Raw genomic sequence first — 18,261 nt, forward strand, 5'->3', positions numbered from 1 at the left:
CTTCGGCATCCGGCTTTTGGTTACCTGGCATAGGGGCTTTCGTCTTGGAACAGGATCACGTCGACTCCAACCGCGTCCGTCTTCATGGTCCGGAGGGATTCGAAGGCATGCGCAAGGCCGGCCGGCTGGCCGCACTGGCACTGGACTACATCGTCCCCTATGTGCAGCCGGGCGTCACCACCGGCGAGCTCGACCGCCTGCTGGAGCAGTTCATCCGCGACCATGGCGGCATCCCCGCCCCGCTGGGCTATCGCGGCTTTCCGCGCGCCAACTGCATCTCGGTCAACCATGTCGTCTGCCACGGCATCCCCGGTGACAAGCGTCTGGTCGACGGCGATATCCTGAACATCGACGTCACCCCGATCGTCGACGGCTGGTACGGCGACAGCAGCCGCATGTATCTGTGCGGCGAGGTCGGGGTGAAGGCACGCAAGCTGGTGGACGTCACCTATGACGCGCTGATGATCGGCATCGCCGCGGTGAAGCCGGGCGCCACGCTGGGCGACATCGGCCACGCCATCCAAACCTTCGCCGAGTCCCACCGTTTCTCGGTGGTGCGCGATTTCTGCGGCCACGGCGTCGGCCGCGTCTTCCACGAGCCGCCGTCGGTCCTGCATTACGGCAAGCCGGGCGAGGGGCTGGTGTTGAAGGAAGGCATGATCTTCACCATCGAGCCGATGATCAACACCGGCCGCCCCGACGTGAAGATCCTGGGCGACGGCTGGACCGCCGTGACCAAGGACAAGTCCCTGTCCGCCCAGTTCGAGCATTCCATCGGCGTGACGGCGGACGGCGCGGAGATCTTCACCCTGTCGCCGGCGGGGTACACCAAGCCGCCTTATGCGGTGGAGTGACCTCCCTGCTCTGGAACCTCTGACGCTCCGGCCGGGCCGGTCGACACCTGTTCAATTTGGAAAAAGCGCTTTGATTCGGGCGCCGCTTCTCCACCGAAGCGGCGCCCGAACTCTTTTCGCATGCACCGCTTTGAAAGAACCGGCACCGCCGATGGCGACGCCAACTCCCCCCTCTCGCATCCTTCCCGAACAGCCGCCCGAGCGGTACTAAATCATACAATAATAATCATTTGTCTTCACAGATACACTCTTCTGGACACAAAAGTATTCAAACATTTTCGTTTGATTCTTCTGGAATGCATATCTAGCATATTTTTTGTGGCGTTCGTGGGTTACATGCGTAACTTGCGAGTGGATTCACGCATTTGAACTCATATTTAAGACGGGGACTCAGAATGGATGTTACTTTTTCTGTTAAGGATGGCAACAAGGTCATTGCCGAGGTCGAAATCACGGGCGATGGCCATGTTTCGGTGAAGACGGCCGGCAAGCAGGTGATCGACTCCGCGGCTCCGGTCACGGCGCAGTATGTCTGGGGTTCCACCAAGACGGCCAATTACGTGTGGGGTGGCAAGACCCAGGCGGCCGTCGACGATTCCTCCGCGGTGGCGAGCGCCGAATAAGGACGGCTCCGTCCCGCACATTCGGCCTGGGCTGACCGCCTTGATCCCGGCGTCCGCGGACAGGGCGGTCCAGCCGCGCAACCTGATTCCGGGTTGCGCGGCTGCCCTGGCCGCCTGCAACCGGCAAGCGGAATACCCGGAACGATGTGTGAAATTTCAGAGAATGTCATTGCGTATTGCCGGACCCATATGGCGCACGGCATCCATGGCGCCGACCGGCAGATCCGGCCCGAAGCCGACGATGGCTATGCCCATCATGTCTATATGCCGGCCATCCCCGACATCGAGAAAGACCGGTTGACCTCCGTCCATATCAGGGAGGCGAGGTTTCGCGATCTTCCGCCCTTCGACCCCGACAGCACCCTGGAGAATTGCCGCGCGTTCTGTCTGGCGACGACCGGCCGCCGGCCGGCGGAAGACAGGTTGAAGGCCGAACTGATCGACGCGCTGAATCAGGTTCAGGTGTCGCCGATCCCCTATCTGGACAACAAAATCCTGGTTTCCTTCGCCGACAGCGCCGATCTCTGGCGCTGTCTTGAACGGGAAGGCATCGCCTCACCCGAGACTGCGGCAAAGCCGATCCGCGACCCCTCAGTCCGAAAGCGGATCGTCACAGGCATCGGCGATGCGCTGGATTTCATCAGAGCGGTCGATGAACCGCTTCACCGCCTCATCGTGGACACGGTCGGAACGATCGTCTGCCTGGACCGGCAGGGGCAAAGTGGCAGCGTCTCATCCTTGATGGGGCTGTTCTGGCTCAGCCCGAAGGATGATTGGCGCGTTCTCGACTATGCGGAAAACATCGTCCACGAATACATTCACAACGCCATTTCCATCGCCGATATGACGCGGAAGATTTTTTCGCACCCCCACCATGGCAACCGGACGGAATCGATGGTGTTGACGGCCATTCTCGAAAGCCCGCGCAACTACAACATCGCTTTCCATTCGCTCTATGTGTCGATGGGCCTGAAGCTGTTCATGCGTCAGGCAAACCAGCCCACGCGCGCCCGACAGATCATCGCCGGGGCGGGTCTCACGGCACGGGAGATCCTGAGAAAAAGCGAGCATCTCACCGATTACGGGAAAACATGGCTACGGTTGCTGGCTTCGGGCGATCTGGAGTTATCGCACAGCTGAAGTGCAATCCTCCATCCCGGGCGGTTTCCCATGCAACCGCCGAACAACCCAGAGTATCCACCACCGGCCGGATATGAAAAAGCCCTGAAAGGCGTTGCCTTTCAGGGCCTTAGAAACTGGTGCCGCAACAGGGATTTGAACCCCGGACCTACTGATTACGAATCAGTTGCTCTACCCCTGAGCTACTGCGGCGTCGTTGTGGCGCGGAACATAGCGAGGTGCTTCGCGGGATGCAAGCGGTGAATTTCGGAAAAATCGACCGCCCGCTCTCAAGCCTGCCATGCACCCGAACGCCTCATCCGTGCTGCCGGATCACCTCCAGGAAGGCGTCGGCGTAGCGCTCCAGCTTGCGGCCGCCCACCCCCGGCAGATGGGCGAAGGTGGCGTGGTCGTGGGGGCGCTGGGCTACCATCTCCAACAGCGTGCTGTCGTGGAAGATCACATAGGGCGGCACGCTCTGCGCCTTGGCCAGCGCCGTGCGGCAGTCCTTCAGCGCGTGCCACAGCGCATCATCCGCCGCCGACAGCGCACCGCGGGCGCCGGAGCGCGACACGCCCTCCCCGCTCGATCCACCGCCGATGCACCCGCCCCGCGCCGTGTGGCGGCGCAGCGCGTCGTGGACGCCGCGGCGGCGTTCCAGCACCGGGTCCTTGCGCAGTTTCACCACCCGCTGCCCCTTGATGACGGCCACCCCGGCATCGGTCAGGCGGAAGCCGCCATAGCCCTCCAGATCGACGGTCAGCAGACCGGTCGCCACCAGCTGGCGGTAGACCGACTGCCATTCGACCTTCGACAAATCCTTGCCGACGGCGAAGGTCTTCAGCCGGTCATGCTGCTGCTGGATCACCTTCTCGGTGGCGTTGCCGACCAGCACGTCGATCAGGTGGCCGGCGCCATAACGCTGGCCGGTGCGGTAGACCGCCGACAGCGCCTTCTGCGCGGCGATGGTGCCGTCCCAGGTCTCGACCGGGTCGAGGCAGGTGTCGCAGTTGCCGCAGGGCTCCGGCAGCGTTTCGTTGAAATAATTCAGCAGCACCTGACGGCGGCAGTCCGATGTCTCGCAGAAGCCCAGCAGGGCCTCCAGCTTGCCGCGCTCCACCCGGCGGTGGCTGTCGCCGGCCTCCGACTGTTCCAGCATCTGGCGCAGCATCACCACGTCGGCCATGCCGTAGGCCATCCAGGCGTTGGCGGGCAGGCCGTCGCGGCCGGCGCGGCCGGTCTCCTGGTAATAGGCTTCCAGGCTCTTGGGCGGGTCGAGGTGGCAGACGAAACGGACGTTCGGCTTGTCGATGCCCATGCCGAAGGCGACGGTGGCGACCATCACCAGACCCTCGCTCTTGATGAAGCGGTCCTGGTTGGCTTCGCGCACCTCGGCCGGCAACCCGGCATGATAGGGCAGAGCCTCGCGGCCCTGTTGGTTCAGCCAGGCGGCGACATCCTCCACCTTGTTGCGCGACATGCAATAGACGATGCCGGCATCTTCCGGGTGGTTCTCGCGCAGGAAGGCCAGCATCTGCTGACGCTCGCTCTTCTTCGGCACCACGCGGTAGGTGATGTTGGGCCGGTCGAAGCTGGACAGGAAGACGCGGGCGTCGGTCAGCCCCAGCTTGTCCTTGATCTCGGCGCGGGTCTGCACGTCGGCGGTGGCGGTCAGCGCGATGCGCGGCACCATCGGGTGGCGTTCGTGCAGGATCGACAGCTGCAGATATTCGGGGCGGAAATCATGCCCCCACTGCGACACGCAATGCGCCTCGTCCAGCGCGAACAGCGCCAGCTTCGTGCGGTCGAGCAGGTCGAGGAAGCGCGGCGTCACCAGCCGTTCCGGCGCGACATAGACGAGGTCGATCTCGCCCTGCACCATCGCCCGCTCCACCTCCCGCGCCTCGGCCGGGCCGAGCGAGGAGTTGAGGAAGGCGGCGCGCACGCCAAGCTCCCGCAGAGCCGTCACCTGATCGCGCATCAGGGCGATCAGCGGCGAGACCACCACCGTCACCCCGTCGCGCACCAGCGCCGGGATCTGGTAGCACAGCGACTTGCCGCCGCCGGTCGGCATCAGCACCAGCGCGTCGCCGCCGCGCACCACATGGTCGATGATGTCGGCCTGCTGGCCGCGGAAGGAGTCGTAGCCGAACACCGTCCGCAGCGCGTCGAGCGCCGTGGCCGGCCGTTGACCGGGATCGTCATCCGACGCACCCCGGTTGCTGTAGGAAAACAACGAATCCACGCCGATGCGGTTCAGGAAAGTGGTGCCGGAGATCCGGCTTGTCGTCTCAACGCCCCATCATGTCGCACAGATCGCCCCCGCGGCAAAGCCGCAAAGGGTCACGCCTGGGAACAAAGGTCGGACCTGTCCAGGCACCACCACACATTGGTGTGAAAAGGTGGCGCCCGCTCATCGTCCGCGTGTAAAGTGAAAACGGCGGATGGAATAGGCCATCCGCCGTTTCAGAGAGGAAGCTGGCATGAAGAAGATGCCCTTCTTCCTGGTGCTCCAGTGGCGGCGATGGCGGATCGAAATCCGCCTGATCCGTCGCTAAGCACCGGGAGCGTGCCGGCGGGTGTAGCAGCACCCGCCGGCCACCTCCGAAAAATATACAGCCGCGCGGCCCGATTTTCAACGCGCGGTATTGGCCCTTACAGCAGATCCCGCAGCATCGCCACCAGCGGCACGTCGGCCGGCGGCATCGGGTAGTCGCCCATCCGGTTCGGGTAGACCCAGGCGAGTTTCTGCCCCTCCTGCGGCATCACGTCGCCCTCCCACACCCGGCAGACATAGAGCGGCATCAGCAGGTGGAAGCTCTCGTAGCTGTGGGATGCGAAGGTGAAGGGGGCAAGGCAGCTGGCCGCCGTGTCGATGCCCAGCTCCTCCTTCAACTCGCGCACCAGCGCGGCCTCCGGCGTCTCCCCGGCATCGACCTTGCCGCCGGGGAATTCCCACAGGCCGGCCAGCGACTTGCCGGGCGGACGCTGGGCCAGCAGCACGCGCCCGTCGGCATCGACGAGCGCCACCGCGACCACCATCAGCACCGGCAGCGAGCCGCGGGCGGGGGTGGAGTTGGGATCGAAACAGGCGGTCACGGCTGGTCAGCTCCGGTAGCTGCCGTTGATGTCGATGTAGCCGTGCGTCAGGTCACAGGTCCACACCTTCGCCGTGCCCTTGCCGAGGCCCAGGTCGATGTCGATGTCGATCTCCTTGCCCTTCATGTGGGCGGCAACCGGCGTCTCGTCATAGCCGGGGACCTCCATCCCGTCGGCGCAGATCAGGGTGCCGCCGACGGTGATCCTGATCAGGTCGCGGTCGGCGCGCTCGCCGGCGCGGCCGATGGCGGCGACGATGCGGCCCCAGTTGGCGTCCTCGCCGGCCACCGCGGTCTTGACCAGCGGCGAGTTCGCCACCGTCATGCCGATCCGCTTGGCGGCGGCGTCGCTGTCGGCGCCGCGCACGGTGATGGCGATGAACTTGGTCGCCCCCTCGCCGTCACGCACCACCTGCAGCGCCAGATCGAGCAGCAGGTCCTCCAGCGCGGCACGGAACTCCGTCAGCTCGGCGGCATCGGCGCTCGACACCGGGGCGTTGCCGGCCTTGGCCGTCGCGAACAGCAGCAGCGTGTCGCTGGTCGAGGTGTCGCCGTCGACCGTGACGGCGTTGAAGGTGCGCTCGGTGAATTCCGACAGCATGTCCTGCAGCGCGGTGGCGGCGATGGCGGCGTCGGTGAAGACGAAGCCCAGCATCGTCGCCATGTCCGGCGCGATCATGCCGGAGCCCTTGGCGAAGCCGGCGATGGTCACCGTCGTCCCGCCGATCTTGGCGGTGCGCACCGACCCCTTCGGGAAGGTGTCGGTGGTCATGATGGCGCGCGCGGCCTTCTCCCACGCGGCCGAATCGGCGGCGAGGTTGGGCGCCATCGGCGCCAGGCACTTGCCGATGGCGTCGGCGGCCAGCGGGATGCCGATCACGCCGGTCGAGGCGATATAGACCTCATCCGGGGCGCAGCCCGCCAGATCGGCGGCGGCGGTGACGGTCGCCTGCACGGTGGCGTCGCCCGCCTTGCCGGTGAAGGCGTTGGCGTTGCCGGCATTCACCACCACAGCGCGGGCCGAGCCCTTGGGCAGGCTGTCGCGGCACCAGATCACCGGGGCCGAGCAGGTCAGCGACCGGGTCAGCACGCCCGCCACGCTGGTGCCGGGATCCAGCACGGCCAGCAGCAGATCGTCGCGGCCCTTGTATCGGATTCCGCTGTTCGCCGTGGCGATGCGCACGCCCGCGATGGGCGGCAGCGTCGGGAAGCTGGCGGGAGCCAAGGGGGAGAGGGTCGTGGCCATGAAGCGAATTCCCGTGGTGGGGGAGTGGTGGTGGCGTGGCTGGTACTTGTCGGAGCGCCGACGCTTGCCCCCACCCCAACCCTCCCCCGCTGGGCGGAGGAGGGAGGAGGTGCTGATGCGGGAGAGCGGCGGCAGCCCCCTCCCCTGCGAAGCGGGGGAGGGTCGGGGTGGGGGCAATACGCCCCCGTCTCCTTACTTCTTCGCCGGTTCCGCCGGAGTGGCGGGCGCGGCCGGGGCCGGAGTCGCCGGAGCGGCGGCCGGCTCTTCCTTCGGCATCGGCGAGCCGTCGATCTGGAAGGTCTCGATCTTCGCCTTGCCGCGCAGCTCTTCGACCAGAGCGGTGACGATGTCCTTCGACAGCGCCTGCTCCAGCTGCGGCTTCACCTCTTCAAGCGTCGGCTGCGGCTGGGTCCGCTTGTCCTCGACCTTGATGATGTGCCAGCCGAACTGGGTCTTCACAGGCTCCTTGCTGACCTCGCCCGGCTTCATGGCGAAGGCGGCGTTGGCGAAGGGCTCGACCATCGCGTCCTTGGTGAAGTAGCCGAGGTCGCCGCCCTGGGCCGCCGCGGCGGCATCCTTGGACTTCTCCTTGGCCAGCTTGGCGAAATCGGCGCCCTTCTTCAGCTGGGCGATGATGGCCTTGGCCTCGTCTTCCTTCTCGACCAGGATGTGGGCGGCCTTGACCTCCTCCTGCGCCGGGTTCTCCTTCAGGTAATCCTGATAGGCCTTGTTCAGCGCCTCGGGCGTCACGCGGGCCTTGATTTCCTTCTGGATGTAGGCGCGCTGGACCGCGCGCTCCTCGGCGCGCTTGATCTCGTCCTTCACCTCGGCCGAATCGGCCAGACCGGCCTTGTAGCCGGCCGAGGAGACCAGCTTGCCGCTGACGAGCTGGTCGATCACCGCCGGATAGATCATCTCGATCGGCATCTGCTGCACCTGGGGCGGCAGCTGCGAGACCATGCGGGTGACGTCCGACTTGTGCAGCTCCTCGCCGTTGACGCGGGCGACCACCGGATCGGCCGGGGCGGCCTGGGCCGGAGCAGCGGCGGCAGCCGGGGCCGGAGTTGCCAGCGCGGGGGTGGCGGGAGCCGGCGTCTGGGCGTGGGCGGCCAGCGCGATGCCGCAGGCGGCAACCGACAGGAGCGCGGTGCGGAACACTCGTTGAACCATGGCGTGTCTGTTTCCTTCCGGCGGATGCTTCGCAACAAATGGGCGGCGGCAGGGTCGCCGTCCGTTTCGCATGGCCTGCGGCATCGGAGCCATCCGCCGCTCCGCGCCCGATTCCGCAGGGGATTAAGCATGGCTACGCCGCGCGGGGCAAGGGTCCCCGTCGCCCCATGCCCGGCAATCGCCCTATAGCTGTGTGCCCCGCCAAGGGGATACCAGCCCCGGCCGGCACCGGCCAACCGCCGCGGCGCTTTCTGGACGCGAATTCATGAACCGGTCATGCCGGCACAGGGTGGCGGCCGTCATGGATGGTCCATGCCGTCTCCGCCGCCTTCCCCGTCCCCTGCCCTCCGGCCCGATCCGGCCGCGCAATTGCCGCAACCGGCGCCCCGCCGGCCCGGTCTCGTTGACAGGGCCTTGCCATAGTCCTATGTGAGACCCGTCGATAGGCTGGCCCACATTCCGCTTTACTCCCGAGGTTTTCATGTTCGGCGCTCTCGCCCGCAAGATTTTCGGCACCGCCAACACGCGCGCGGTCAAGGCGCTGCACAAGACCGTCGCTCAGATCAACGCGCTGGAGCCGTCGGTCGCCGCGCTGTCGGACGACCAGCTGAAGGGTCGCACCGACTGGCTGCGCGAGCGGCTGGCCAAGGGCGAGACGCTGGACGACATCCTGCCCGACGCCTTCGCCACCGTGCGCGAGGCGGCCAAGCGCGTGCTGGGCCAGCGTCATTTCGACGTCCAGCTGATGGGCGGCATGGTGCTGCACAGCGGCAAGATCGCCGAGATGCGCACCGGCGAAGGCAAGACCCTGGTCGCAACGCTGGCCGTCTATCTGAACGCGCTGGAAGGCAAGGGCGTCCACGTCGTCACCGTGAACGACTATCTCGCCTCGCGCGACAGCGGCTGGATGGCGCGGGTGTACGGCTTCCTCGGCCTGACCACCGGCTGCATCGTCCACGGGCTGGACGACGACGAGCGCCGCGCCGCCTACGCCGCCGACATCACCTACGGCACGAACAACGAGTTCGGCTTCGACTATCTGCGCGACAACATGAAGTTCCGGCTGGAGGAGCTGGTCCAGCGGCCCTTCAACTACGCCATCGTCGACGAGGTCGACTCGATCCTGATCGACGAGGCGCGCACCCCGCTCATCATCTCCGGCCCCTCGACCGATTCGTCGGAGATGTATGTCCAGGTCGACCGGCTGATCCCGATGCTGGTGGCCGAGGATTACGAGAAGGACGAGAAGCACCGCTCCGTCAGCTTCACCGAAGCCGGCCAGGAGCATATGGAGCAGCTGCTCAGCGAAGCCGGGCTGCTGAAGACCGGCGGCCTTTACGACATCCAGAACGTGGCGCTGGTCCACCATTCGCAGCAGGCGCTGCGCGCCCACATGCTGTTCCAGCGCGACAAGGACTACATCGTCAAGGACGACAAGGTCGTCATCATCGACGAATTCACCGGCCGCATGATGGAAGGCCGCCGCTTCTCCGAAGGCCTGCACCAGGCGCTGGAAGCCAAGGAGAAGGTGACGATCCAGCGCGAGAACCAGACGCTGGCCTCCATCACCTTCCAGAACTATTTCCGCATCTACCCGAAGCTGGCCGGCATGACCGGCACCGCCCTGACCGAGGCGGCGGAGTTCGGCGAGATCTACGGGCTCGAGGTCGTCGACATCCCGACCAACGTCCCGGTCAAGCGCATCGACCACGACGACGAGGTCTATCGCACCGCGACCGAGAAATACCATGCGATGATCGACCTGATCGAGGATGCCCGCAAACGCGGCCAGCCGGTGCTGGTCGGCACCACCTCGATCGAGAAGTCGGAACTGCTGTCGGAGCTGCTCAACAAGCGCGGCATCCCGCACAACGTCCTGAACGCCCGCCACCACGAACAGGAAGCCTACATCGTCGCGCAGGCCGGCCGCGCCGGCGCGGTGACGGTCGCCACCAACATGGCCGGCCGCGGCACCGACATCCAGCTGGGCGGCAATCTCCAGATGCGGATCGAGGTCGAGCTGGCCGACGTTCCCGAAGGCCCGGAGCGCGAGGCCCGCATCAAGCAGATCGAGGCCGAGATCGCCGAGGCGCGCGAGAAGGTGAAGGAGGCCGGCGGCCTCTATGTCGTCGGCACCGAGCGGCACGAGAGCCGCCGCATCGACAACCAGCTGCGCGGCCGTTCCGGCCGCCAGGGTGACCCCGGCACCTCCAAGTTCTTCCTGTCGCTGGAAGACGACCTGATGCGCATCTTCGGGTCGGAGCGGATGGACAGCATGCTCCAGCGTCTCGGCCTGAAGGAAGGCGAGGCGATCATCCATCCCTGGATCAACAAGGCGCTGGAAAAGGCGCAGCAGAAGGTCGAGGCGCATCACTTCGAGGTCCGCAAGAACCTGCTGAAGTTCGACAACGTCATGAACGACCAGCGCAAGGTCGTCTATGAACAGCGCCACGAGGTGATGGAGAGCGAGGACATCGCGGAGGAAATCCGCGAGATGCGCCACCAGATCATCGCCAACATGGTCTCGGCCGCCATCCCCGCCAACAGCTACTCCGAGCAGTGGGACATCGACGGCCTGCACGAGGCGGTCAACCGCGTGCTGGGCATGGACCTGCCGGTGCACGAGTGGGCCAAGGAAGAGGGCATCGCCGAGCCGGAAATCGAGGAGCGCGTGCGCGAGGCCGCCGACCGCAAATATGCGGACAAGGAGGAGGCCTACGGCGCCGAGACGATGCGGCATGTGGAAAAGAGCATCCTGCTCCAGATCCTGGACCAGGAATGGAAGGACCACCTCCTCCAGCTCGACCACCTGCGCCAGGGCATCAACCTGCGCGCCTACGCCCAGAAGGACCCGCTGAACGAGTACAAGCGCGAGGCGTTCGAGCTGTTCGACTCGATGCTGATGGCCCTGCGCGAGCAGGTCACCACCATCCTGATGCATGTCGAAATCCGCATGGCGCCGTCGCAGGAGGAGCTGTTCGCCCGCCAGATGCAGGAGATGCACGAGGGCCGCACGGACCCGGCGCTGGCGATGGCGGCCATGGGGGCCGGTGACGGCGAAACCCTGCCCGACGGCATGGTCCGCGCCTCGTCGCTGACCGGCACGCCGGAAGACCAGCCGCTGCCGGCCGAGGTGATGGAGAACACCCCGCGCAACGCCGCCTGCCCCTGCGGGTCGGGCAAGAAGTTCAAGCACTGCCACGGCCGCATGGCGTAAGGGGTTTGGAGGTGGGGGTATCTGCCGGTGCCCCCTCCCTCCCACGCTTTCTGCGGGAGAGGGTCGATTTGCGATGCGGCGGCAGTCCCCTCCCCCGCCCAGCGGGGGAGGGTTAGGGTGGGGGCAATTCCAGCATGCACTCCCCCATGTGAAACCAACCCCTCCCCACCCCGTTTCCCTTCCACGACCACGGAAAAACGGGACGCCATGTTCGAAGAATTCAAGAAATTCATCAGCCGCGGCAATGTCGTGGAGCTGGCCGTCGGCATCATCATCGGTGCCGCCTTCACCGGGATCGTCAATTCCCTGGTCAAGGACATCCTGATGCCGCCGATCGGCTGGATCATGGGTGGCATCGACTTCTCGAACTATTTCATCAGCCTGTCGGGCGGCCATTACGATTCGCTCCAGGCTGCCGAGAAGGCAGGGGCGGCCACCATCAACTACGGCCGCTTCATCAACGCCTGCATCAATTTCCTGATCGTGTCGGGCGCCCTGTTCATGATCGTCCGGCAGGTCAACCGCCTGCATGTCCTGCACAAGGAGGCGCCGAAGGCCCCACCGCGGCAGGAACTGCTGCTTGAGGAAATCCGCGACGCCCTGCGCGCCCAAGCCGGTATTCAATCTGGCGCTCAGGCCAATAGTCAGACCGGCGCCCGGCCGCCCTCCGCCGACCCTACCCCCTGATCCTCCCGCCGGCCCCGGCGCGATTTCGCCCACTGCGGGAGCTTGTCACAGGGTGGGGAGAACCCCCCGTTGCCGCAGCGCGTCGAACGGGTTACCCTCTTGGATAAGCTGGCGATGGCGGTGGGATGGCGAAGGCCTCGCACGCCTGCGCTGTCCATGACCTCGGCAAGGGCCATGTCCATGTCCGCCACGCGCTGTCCGCCGCTCCTGCCCGACGGTGCGCCGCCATGATCCGCTCCGCGGCGCGCCGGACCGTCTTGCGGTTGCTTGCCATCCTGCTGCTGTCCTTGCTGGCCGGCGACCCGGCGGCGGCGATCAGCACGCCGGCAACGGCCGCGGCGACGCCGGACGCCGGCCCGCGCCCGGCGGAAATCCGGGTGACGCTGGACGACAATTACCCGCCCTACAGCTTCCGCACCCCAGACGGCGCCCATGTCGGCATCGTGAAGGACATGTGGACGCTGTGGTCGCAGAAGACCGGCATCCCGGTCCGCATGCTTCCGCTCGATTGGGGGCTTGCCCGCAAGACCATGGACGGCGGCGGCGCCGACGTCATCGAGACGATCTTCCGCAATGACGCCCGCGACCTGATCTACGACTTCTCCAAGCCCTATGCCCGCGTCGACGTGCCGATCTGGTTCAGCGCCGACCTCAGCGGCATCACCGGGGTGGAGTCGCTGCGCGCCTTCACGGTCGGGGTGAAGGACGCCGATTTCTGCATCGAATGGCTGACCGACCAGGGCATCACCGCCTTCCAGCGCTATCCCGGCTTCGAAGCGATGGTGGACGCCGCCGCAAGGCAGGAAACCCGCGTCTTCTGCATGGACGACCCCTCCGCCCGCTATTACATGACCAAGCGCGGCGTGCAGGGGCGCTTCCGCTACACCGACCCGCTCTACACCGGCGAACTGCACTGGGCGGTGCGCAAGGGAAACACGGCGCTGCTCCGCCTGATCACCGACGGCTTCGCCCGCATCACCCCGGAAGAGCGCAAGGCGGTCGAGGAGCGCTGGCTCGGCCGCAGCCTCACCGGTCTCGTCAGCCCCCAGATGATGGACCTGCTGCTCAAGCTGCTGACCGGACTGGCGGTGCTGGGCTTCGGCGCGCTGGTGTGGGTGCTGCTGCTGCGCCGGCAGGTGGAAAGCAAGACGCAAAGCCTGCGCGCCGCGGTCGCGGCCCTGACCGCCAGCGAGGAGCGCGTCCGCACCATCTTCGACAACGTCACCGACGGCATCTTCATCCACGATCTCGACAGCGGCGCCATCCTGGAGGTCAACCGCCGGATGCGGGAGATGTACCGGGTGGGCGACCTGTCGCTGTCGGATCTCACCGTCGCGATGATCAGTTCCGGCGTGCCGCCCTACACCCGGCACGACGCCGCCGTCCGTATCCGCAGGGCGGCCGACGGCGAGCCGCAGCTGTTCGAATGGCACGCCCGCCGGCTGGACGGCGCGCTGTTCTGGGTGGAGGTCAGCATGCGGCGCGCCGTCATCGACGGCAACGACCGCCGGCTGCTGGTCCTGGTCCGCGACATCACCGAACGCAAGGCGGCGCAGGAGCGGATGGAGTATCTGTCGCGCCACGACGCCTTGACCCTGCTGCCCAACCGCGTCCTGGTGCAGGACCGCACCGAACAGGCGCTGGCCCGGTCGGAACGCAACGGCCGGCTGGTGGCGCTGGTCGCCTGCGGCCTCGACCGCTTCAAGACGGTGAACGACAGCCTCGGCCACGCCGTCGGCGACGCCCTGCTGCGCGCGGTGGCGGAGCGGCTGAAGGCGGCGGTGCGCGACACCGACACGGTCAGCCGCGGCGGCGGCGACGAGTTCATCCTGCTGCTGTCAGGCCAGCCCGACATCGACGCGGTGGTGGAGGCCGTCGCCAACCTGCACGAGGCGATGGCCGAACCCTTCCAGGTCGGCGGCCATGAGCTGACCGTGACCCTGTCGTCGGGCGTGGCGCTGGCCCCAGCCGACGGCAAGGACTTCGCCACCCTGCTGAAGAACGCCGACACCGCGCTCCACCACGCCAAGGCGGCCGGCCGCGACACCCACCGCTTCTATGCCGAGGCGATGAACGCCGAGGCGGTGGCCCACCTGTCCACCCGCAGCGGCCTGCGCCGCGCGCTCGACCGCGGGGAGTTCCTGATCCATTACCAGCCGCAGGTCAGCCTGGAGAGCGGCGCCGTCACGGGTGCGGAAGCGCTCGTGCGCTGGAACCACCCCGACAAGGGCATGGTCCCGCCCGGCGACTTCATCCCGATCGCCGAGGACAGCGGCCTGATCGTGCCCATCGGCGCCTGGGTCCTGACGGAGGCCTGCCGGCAGGCGGCGGCATGGCATGCCCGCGGCCTGTCGCTGTCGGTGGCGGTCAACCTGTCGGCCCTGCAGCTTCAGCGCAACGACCTCGTCGCCACGGTGACGCGGGCGCTGGCCGACAGCGGGCTCGACCCGCTTCTGCTGGAGCTGGAGCTGACCGAATCGATGCTGATCCAGAACACCGAATTGGTGATGGACAATCTGCGCCGCATCAAGGCGATGGGCGTGCAGGTGTCGATCGACGATTTCGGTACCGGCTATTCCAACCTGTCCTACATCGGCCGTCTGGCGGTGGACAAGCTGAAGATCGACCGCAGCTTCGTCGCCGATCTCACCAGCAACCACGACAGCGCCAAGATCACCGCCGCCGTCATCCAGATGGCCCACAGCCTGAACCTGACCGCCGTGGCCGAAGGCGTGGAGGACGCCGGGACACTGGAGGCCCTGCGCGCCCTGCGCTGCGACGTCGCCCAGGGCTATTACCTGGGCCGCCCCGGCCCCGCCGAGGCGGTCGAACGCGCCGCCCGGCAGGTGAACCCGTTCAAGGTCGGGGTGTAAGGCCACCCCGTTCCTTACATGCCCTTCACCAGGGTGACGAGCTGGTCGAGCGCGGCACTCCAGCCGTGATGGAAGCCCATCTCCTCATGCTGTTTCTTCGTCGCTTCGTCCTTGTGGAGCGCGACGGCGGTATAGAGCGTGCCGCCGGCCGTCGGCTCGATGGTGACGGACGCGGTCATGAAGCCGCCGCCGGTGGGGCGGAAGCCCGGACCCAGCGCGTCGGTGAAGACCAGCCGCCGCTCGGGCTCAACGGCCAGGAAGCATCCGGTGTTGTCGTTCCTCTCGCCGTTCGGCCCTTCCATCACCGTGCGGAACTTGCCGCCGGGCCGCAGGTCGATCTCGCAGGCGGTGGTGCGCCACGGCGCCGGCGTAAACCACTTCATCAGCAGATCCGGCTCGGTCCAGGCCCGCCAGACGAGGCCCGGCGGAACCGCGACTTCACGCTTCAGTTCAAGGTCGAGCTGCGGATTGAAAACCCCTGGCGTGTCGGTGGTCATGGTGTCCCTTCCTCCCGTTTGTTCAGGTCCAGCACCAAGCTGTCCAGTTGATCGAGCCGCCTCGTCCACAGGCTGCGCTGGGCTTCCAGCCAGCTTTCCGCGGCCGCCAGCGCCTCCGGCTTCAGCGTGCAGGTGCGCACCCGCCCCTCTTTGCGCGTTTCGACCAGCCCGCTGTCCTCCAGCATCTTCAGGTGCTGCAGGAAGCTGGGCAGGGCCATGCCGAAGGGTTTCGCAAGGTCGCCGACCGATGCCGGTCCGCGCCCCAGCGCCTGGATCACCGCCCGGCGCGTGGGGTCCGCCAGCGCACGGAACGTCCTGTCGAGTGCTGCATCCATGACGGCACCCTAGCGGGAGAAAACACTTAGGTCAATTCCTAACCATTGCGGTCACGCCGGCCCGCTCGCCATGTGCAGGCTGATGACCCCGGCGACGATCAGGGCGATGCCGACCATTTTCATCACGGTCAGCGACTCGCCGAAGACGAACACGCCGATGGCGGCGATGGCCGCGGTGCCCGTCGCCGACCAGATGGCATAGGCGATGCCGACCTCCATGGTGCGCAGTGCCTTGGCCAGCAGCACGAAGGCGATGCCGTAACAGACGACCACCGCCGCCGCCGGCCCCAGCCGCGTCATTCCATCCGACATTTTCATCGCGGAGGTGCCGACCACCTCGAACAGGATCGCCACAACCAGATACAGCCAGCTCATCGCCCAAGGACCCCGCCAACCCCGACCGCTCCCGCAAGGCCGATCCCGCAAGGCCGATCCCGCGGGGAACGCAGGATGGACCGGGCGGAAGGGCGCCGCAAGACTCCCCCTCGCACATCCCACGCCGGACACCCACGCCGGACACCCACGGTTGACGCCAAGCCCGCCCGGCCCTAGGGTCTTTGCCCTCATTCCCAACTCTATCTATGTGGTTTCGAAAGGGTCCGACGATGACCGGCGAACGGGATCTGGCGTTGCAGGCGAAGGCATGGCCGTTCGAGGAGGCGCGCAAACTGGTCGCGCGCTTCGCGAAAGCGCCGCCCGCCAAAGGCTATGTCCTGTTCGAGACCGGCTATGGCCCGTCGGGCCTGCCGCATCTCGGCACCTTCGGCGAGGTGGCGCGCACCAGCATGGTGCGCCACGCCTTCCAGACCATGAGCGACATTCCGACCAAGCTGTTCTGCTTCTCGGACGACATGGACGGGCTGCGCAAGGTCCCCGACAACATCCCCAACAAGGAGATGGTGGCGGCCAACCTCGGCAAGCCGCTGACCCAGGTGCCCGATCCCTTCGGCACCCATGACAGCTTCGGCGCCCACAACAACGCCCGGCTGCGCGCATTCCTCGACAGCTTCGGCTTCGAGTACGAGTTCCAGTCCTCCACCGACTGGTACAAGTCCGGCCGCTTCGACGAGGCGCTGCTCGGCATCCTGCGCCATTACGACGAGGTGATGGCGGTGATGCTGCCCACCCTCGGCGCGGAGCGTCAGGCGACCTACAGCCCCTTCCTGCCGGTCTCCCCCTCCACCGGCCGGGTCCTCCAGGTCCCGATGCTGGAGCGCAACGTCGATGCCGGCACCATCGTCTTCGAGGACGAGGACGGGAAGAAGGTCGAACTGCCCGTCACCGGCGGCCATGTGAAGCTGCAGTGGAAGCCCGACTGGGGCATGCGCTGGTTCGGCCTCGGCGTCGATTACGAGATGTACGGCAAGGATCTGATCCCGTCGGCCGATCTCGCCGGCAAGATCTGCAAAATCCTCGGCGGCACCCCGCCGGAAGGCTTCAATTACGAGCTGTTCCTCGACGATAAGGGTCAGAAGATCTCCAAGTCGAAGGGCAACGGCCTGACCATGGAGGAATGGCTGGCCTACGCCCCGCAGGAAAGCCTCGCCCTCTACATGTTCCAGAAGCCGAAGTCGGCCAAGCGCCTGTACTTCGACGTCATCCCGCGCGCCGTCGACGAATATCTGACCTTCGTCGACAAGGTCCATGGCGAGGAGCCGGCCAAGAAGCTGGAGAACCCGGCCTGGCACATCCACAACGGCAAGCCGCCTGCCGTGCGCTCCGACGTGTCCTTCAACCTGCTGCTCAATCTGGCCGGCGCCGCCAACGCCGAGACCAAGGACACCATGTGGGGCTTCATCCGCCGCTACGCGCCCGACGCCACGCCGGAGAACAGCCCCTTCCTGGACAGCATGGTCGGCTATGCCGTGCGCTACTACCAGGATCAGGTGAAGCCGACCAAGCGGTTCCGCGCCCCCACCGATGCCGAGCGCGCCGCCCTGCAGGACCTGCTGGCCAAGCTGGACGGGCTGCCGGCCGACGCCCGCGCCGACACCATCCAGAACGAGGTGTTCGAGGTCGGCAAGACCCACGGCTTCACCGAGTTGCGGGCCTGGTTCCAGGCGCTGTACGAGGTGCTGCTGGGCCAGACCACCGGCCCGCGCATGGGTTCCTTCATCCAGCTCTACGGCATCGACGAGACCAAGGCGCTGATCCGCGAGAAGCTGGCGGCCTGACGCCCGCCGGTTTCCATGTGCCTGAAGGGGGGCGTCGAAAGGCGCCTCCTTTTCGTTTCCGAACCGCTCCGAACGAAACGATTTTCGCAATCGATCGTCCGTCTGACCAGCGACCGGCCCTATGCCCGAAAAGAGTGCGGAAAACTGCCTTTCCGCTCACCAGATAGGCGAGTCTAAACAAATTCCATACCGCGCTATGCGGATGTCGCACCGCACCAATTCGAAAAGGGTGGTACCGCTAACACGGCTGTCGGCTTAAACTCCGCCTCGTTACTGCATTTTGCAGTGCGTTTCCTCCCTAGACTAAAGGCCGCGCCCGCATGGGCAGCGGCCCTTTTTTTTGGCTCGGCCGCCGGCTCCCGCCCCTC

Annotated in this window: 14 protein-coding genes and 1 tRNA gene; 7 read left to right on the forward strand and 8 right to left on the reverse strand. The window is 66.4% G+C overall.

Annotated features, from left to right (window positions below; translation table 11 throughout):
* Positions 1-44: 44 nt before the first annotated feature.
* The 3 genes from map to B9N97_RS24740 all read left to right on the forward strand — a co-directional run bounded on the left by map (position 45) and on the right by B9N97_RS24740 (position 2,617).
* Positions 45-854, forward strand: coding sequence for a type I methionyl aminopeptidase (gene map, locus B9N97_RS24730; RefSeq protein WP_085090316.1), 810 nt, complete (start codon positions 45-47; stop codon positions 852-854).
* 395 nt (positions 855-1,249) lie between these two features.
* The gene (locus tag B9N97_RS24735) at positions 1,250-1,477 is read left to right on the forward strand and encodes a hypothetical protein (protein WP_085090317.1); all 228 of its coding nucleotides are present in this window, start codon (positions 1,250-1,252) and stop codon (positions 1,475-1,477) included.
* A 189-nt stretch (positions 1,478-1,666) separates the two neighbouring features.
* Positions 1,667-2,617 (forward strand): aKG-HExxH-type peptide beta-hydroxylase, encoded by a 951-nt coding sequence (locus B9N97_RS24740; RefSeq protein WP_085090318.1) that lies wholly within the window; start codon positions 1,667-1,669, stop codon positions 2,615-2,617.
* A 117-nt stretch (positions 2,618-2,734) separates the two neighbouring features.
* Here the strand turns inward: B9N97_RS24740 and B9N97_RS24745 are convergent.
* From B9N97_RS24745 to B9N97_RS24765, 5 genes are all read right to left on the reverse strand, one after another.
* Positions 2,735-2,809, reverse strand: a tRNA-Thr gene (locus tag B9N97_RS24745).
* 103 nt (positions 2,810-2,912) lie between these two features.
* A complete protein-coding gene (gene recQ / locus B9N97_RS24750) occupies positions 2,913-4,841 on the reverse strand; it encodes a DNA helicase RecQ (protein WP_085090319.1) in 1,929 nt (642 codons plus the stop codon).
* A gap of 410 nt (positions 4,842-5,251) precedes the next feature.
* Complete coding sequence (locus B9N97_RS24755; protein ID WP_085090320.1) at positions 5,252-5,695, reverse strand: (deoxy)nucleoside triphosphate pyrophosphohydrolase; 444 nt, start codon at positions 5,693-5,695, stop codon at positions 5,252-5,254.
* Positions 5,696-5,701: 6 nt separating this feature from the next.
* Complete coding sequence (gene argJ, locus B9N97_RS24760) at positions 5,702-6,940, reverse strand: bifunctional glutamate N-acetyltransferase/amino-acid acetyltransferase ArgJ (RefSeq protein WP_085090321.1); 1,239 nt, start codon at positions 6,938-6,940, stop codon at positions 5,702-5,704.
* A 192-nt stretch (positions 6,941-7,132) separates the two neighbouring features.
* Positions 7,133-8,110, reverse strand: a complete 978-nt coding sequence (locus B9N97_RS24765; protein ID WP_085090322.1) for a peptidylprolyl isomerase — start codon at positions 8,108-8,110, stop codon at positions 7,133-7,135.
* Between the two features lie 481 nt (positions 8,111-8,591).
* Between B9N97_RS24765 and secA the strand changes: the two genes are divergently transcribed.
* The 3 genes from secA to B9N97_RS24780 all read left to right on the forward strand — a co-directional run bounded on the left by secA (position 8,592) and on the right by B9N97_RS24780 (position 14,887).
* A complete protein-coding gene (gene secA, locus B9N97_RS24770) occupies positions 8,592-11,327 on the forward strand; it encodes a preprotein translocase subunit SecA (protein WP_085090323.1) in 2,736 nt (911 codons plus the stop codon).
* A 207-nt stretch (positions 11,328-11,534) separates the two neighbouring features.
* Complete coding sequence (gene mscL, locus B9N97_RS24775) at positions 11,535-12,014, forward strand: large conductance mechanosensitive channel protein MscL (RefSeq protein WP_085090324.1); 480 nt, start codon at positions 11,535-11,537, stop codon at positions 12,012-12,014.
* 125 nt (positions 12,015-12,139) lie between these two features.
* Positions 12,140-14,887, forward strand: coding sequence for an EAL domain-containing protein (locus B9N97_RS24780; RefSeq protein WP_244560882.1), 2,748 nt, complete (start codon positions 12,140-12,142; stop codon positions 14,885-14,887).
* 14 nt (positions 14,888-14,901) lie between these two features.
* Here B9N97_RS24780 and B9N97_RS24785 read toward each other — a convergent pair whose 3' ends face one another.
* From B9N97_RS24785 to B9N97_RS24795, 3 genes are read right to left on the reverse strand one after another with little or no spacing between them, the layout of a single operon-like run.
* Complete coding sequence (locus B9N97_RS24785; protein ID WP_085090325.1) at positions 14,902-15,384, reverse strand: SRPBCC family protein; 483 nt, start codon at positions 15,382-15,384, stop codon at positions 14,902-14,904.
* On the reverse strand, positions 15,381-15,719 hold the full coding sequence (locus B9N97_RS24790) for an ArsR/SmtB family transcription factor (protein ID WP_085090326.1): 339 nt from the start codon (positions 15,717-15,719) through the stop codon (positions 15,381-15,383). The genes B9N97_RS24785 and B9N97_RS24790 overlap by 4 nt, the downstream gene beginning before the upstream one ends.
* 51 nt (positions 15,720-15,770) lie before the next feature.
* The gene (locus B9N97_RS24795) at positions 15,771-16,094 is read right to left on the reverse strand and encodes a DMT family transporter (RefSeq protein WP_085090327.1); all 324 of its coding nucleotides are present in this window, start codon (positions 16,092-16,094) and stop codon (positions 15,771-15,773) included.
* 230 nt (positions 16,095-16,324) lie between these two features.
* Between B9N97_RS24795 and B9N97_RS24800 the strand changes: the two genes are divergently transcribed.
* Positions 16,325-17,893: a lysine--tRNA ligase gene (locus B9N97_RS24800; protein WP_085090328.1), complete on the forward strand. Its 1,569-nt coding sequence runs from the start codon at positions 16,325-16,327 to the stop codon at positions 17,891-17,893.
* The last annotated feature ends 368 nt before the right edge of the window (positions 17,894-18,261 follow it).

The organism is Azospirillum oryzae (assembly GCF_900177515.1).
In the GTDB taxonomy this organism is placed as follows: domain Bacteria; phylum Pseudomonadota; class Alphaproteobacteria; order Azospirillales; family Azospirillaceae; genus Azospirillum; species Azospirillum oryzae_A.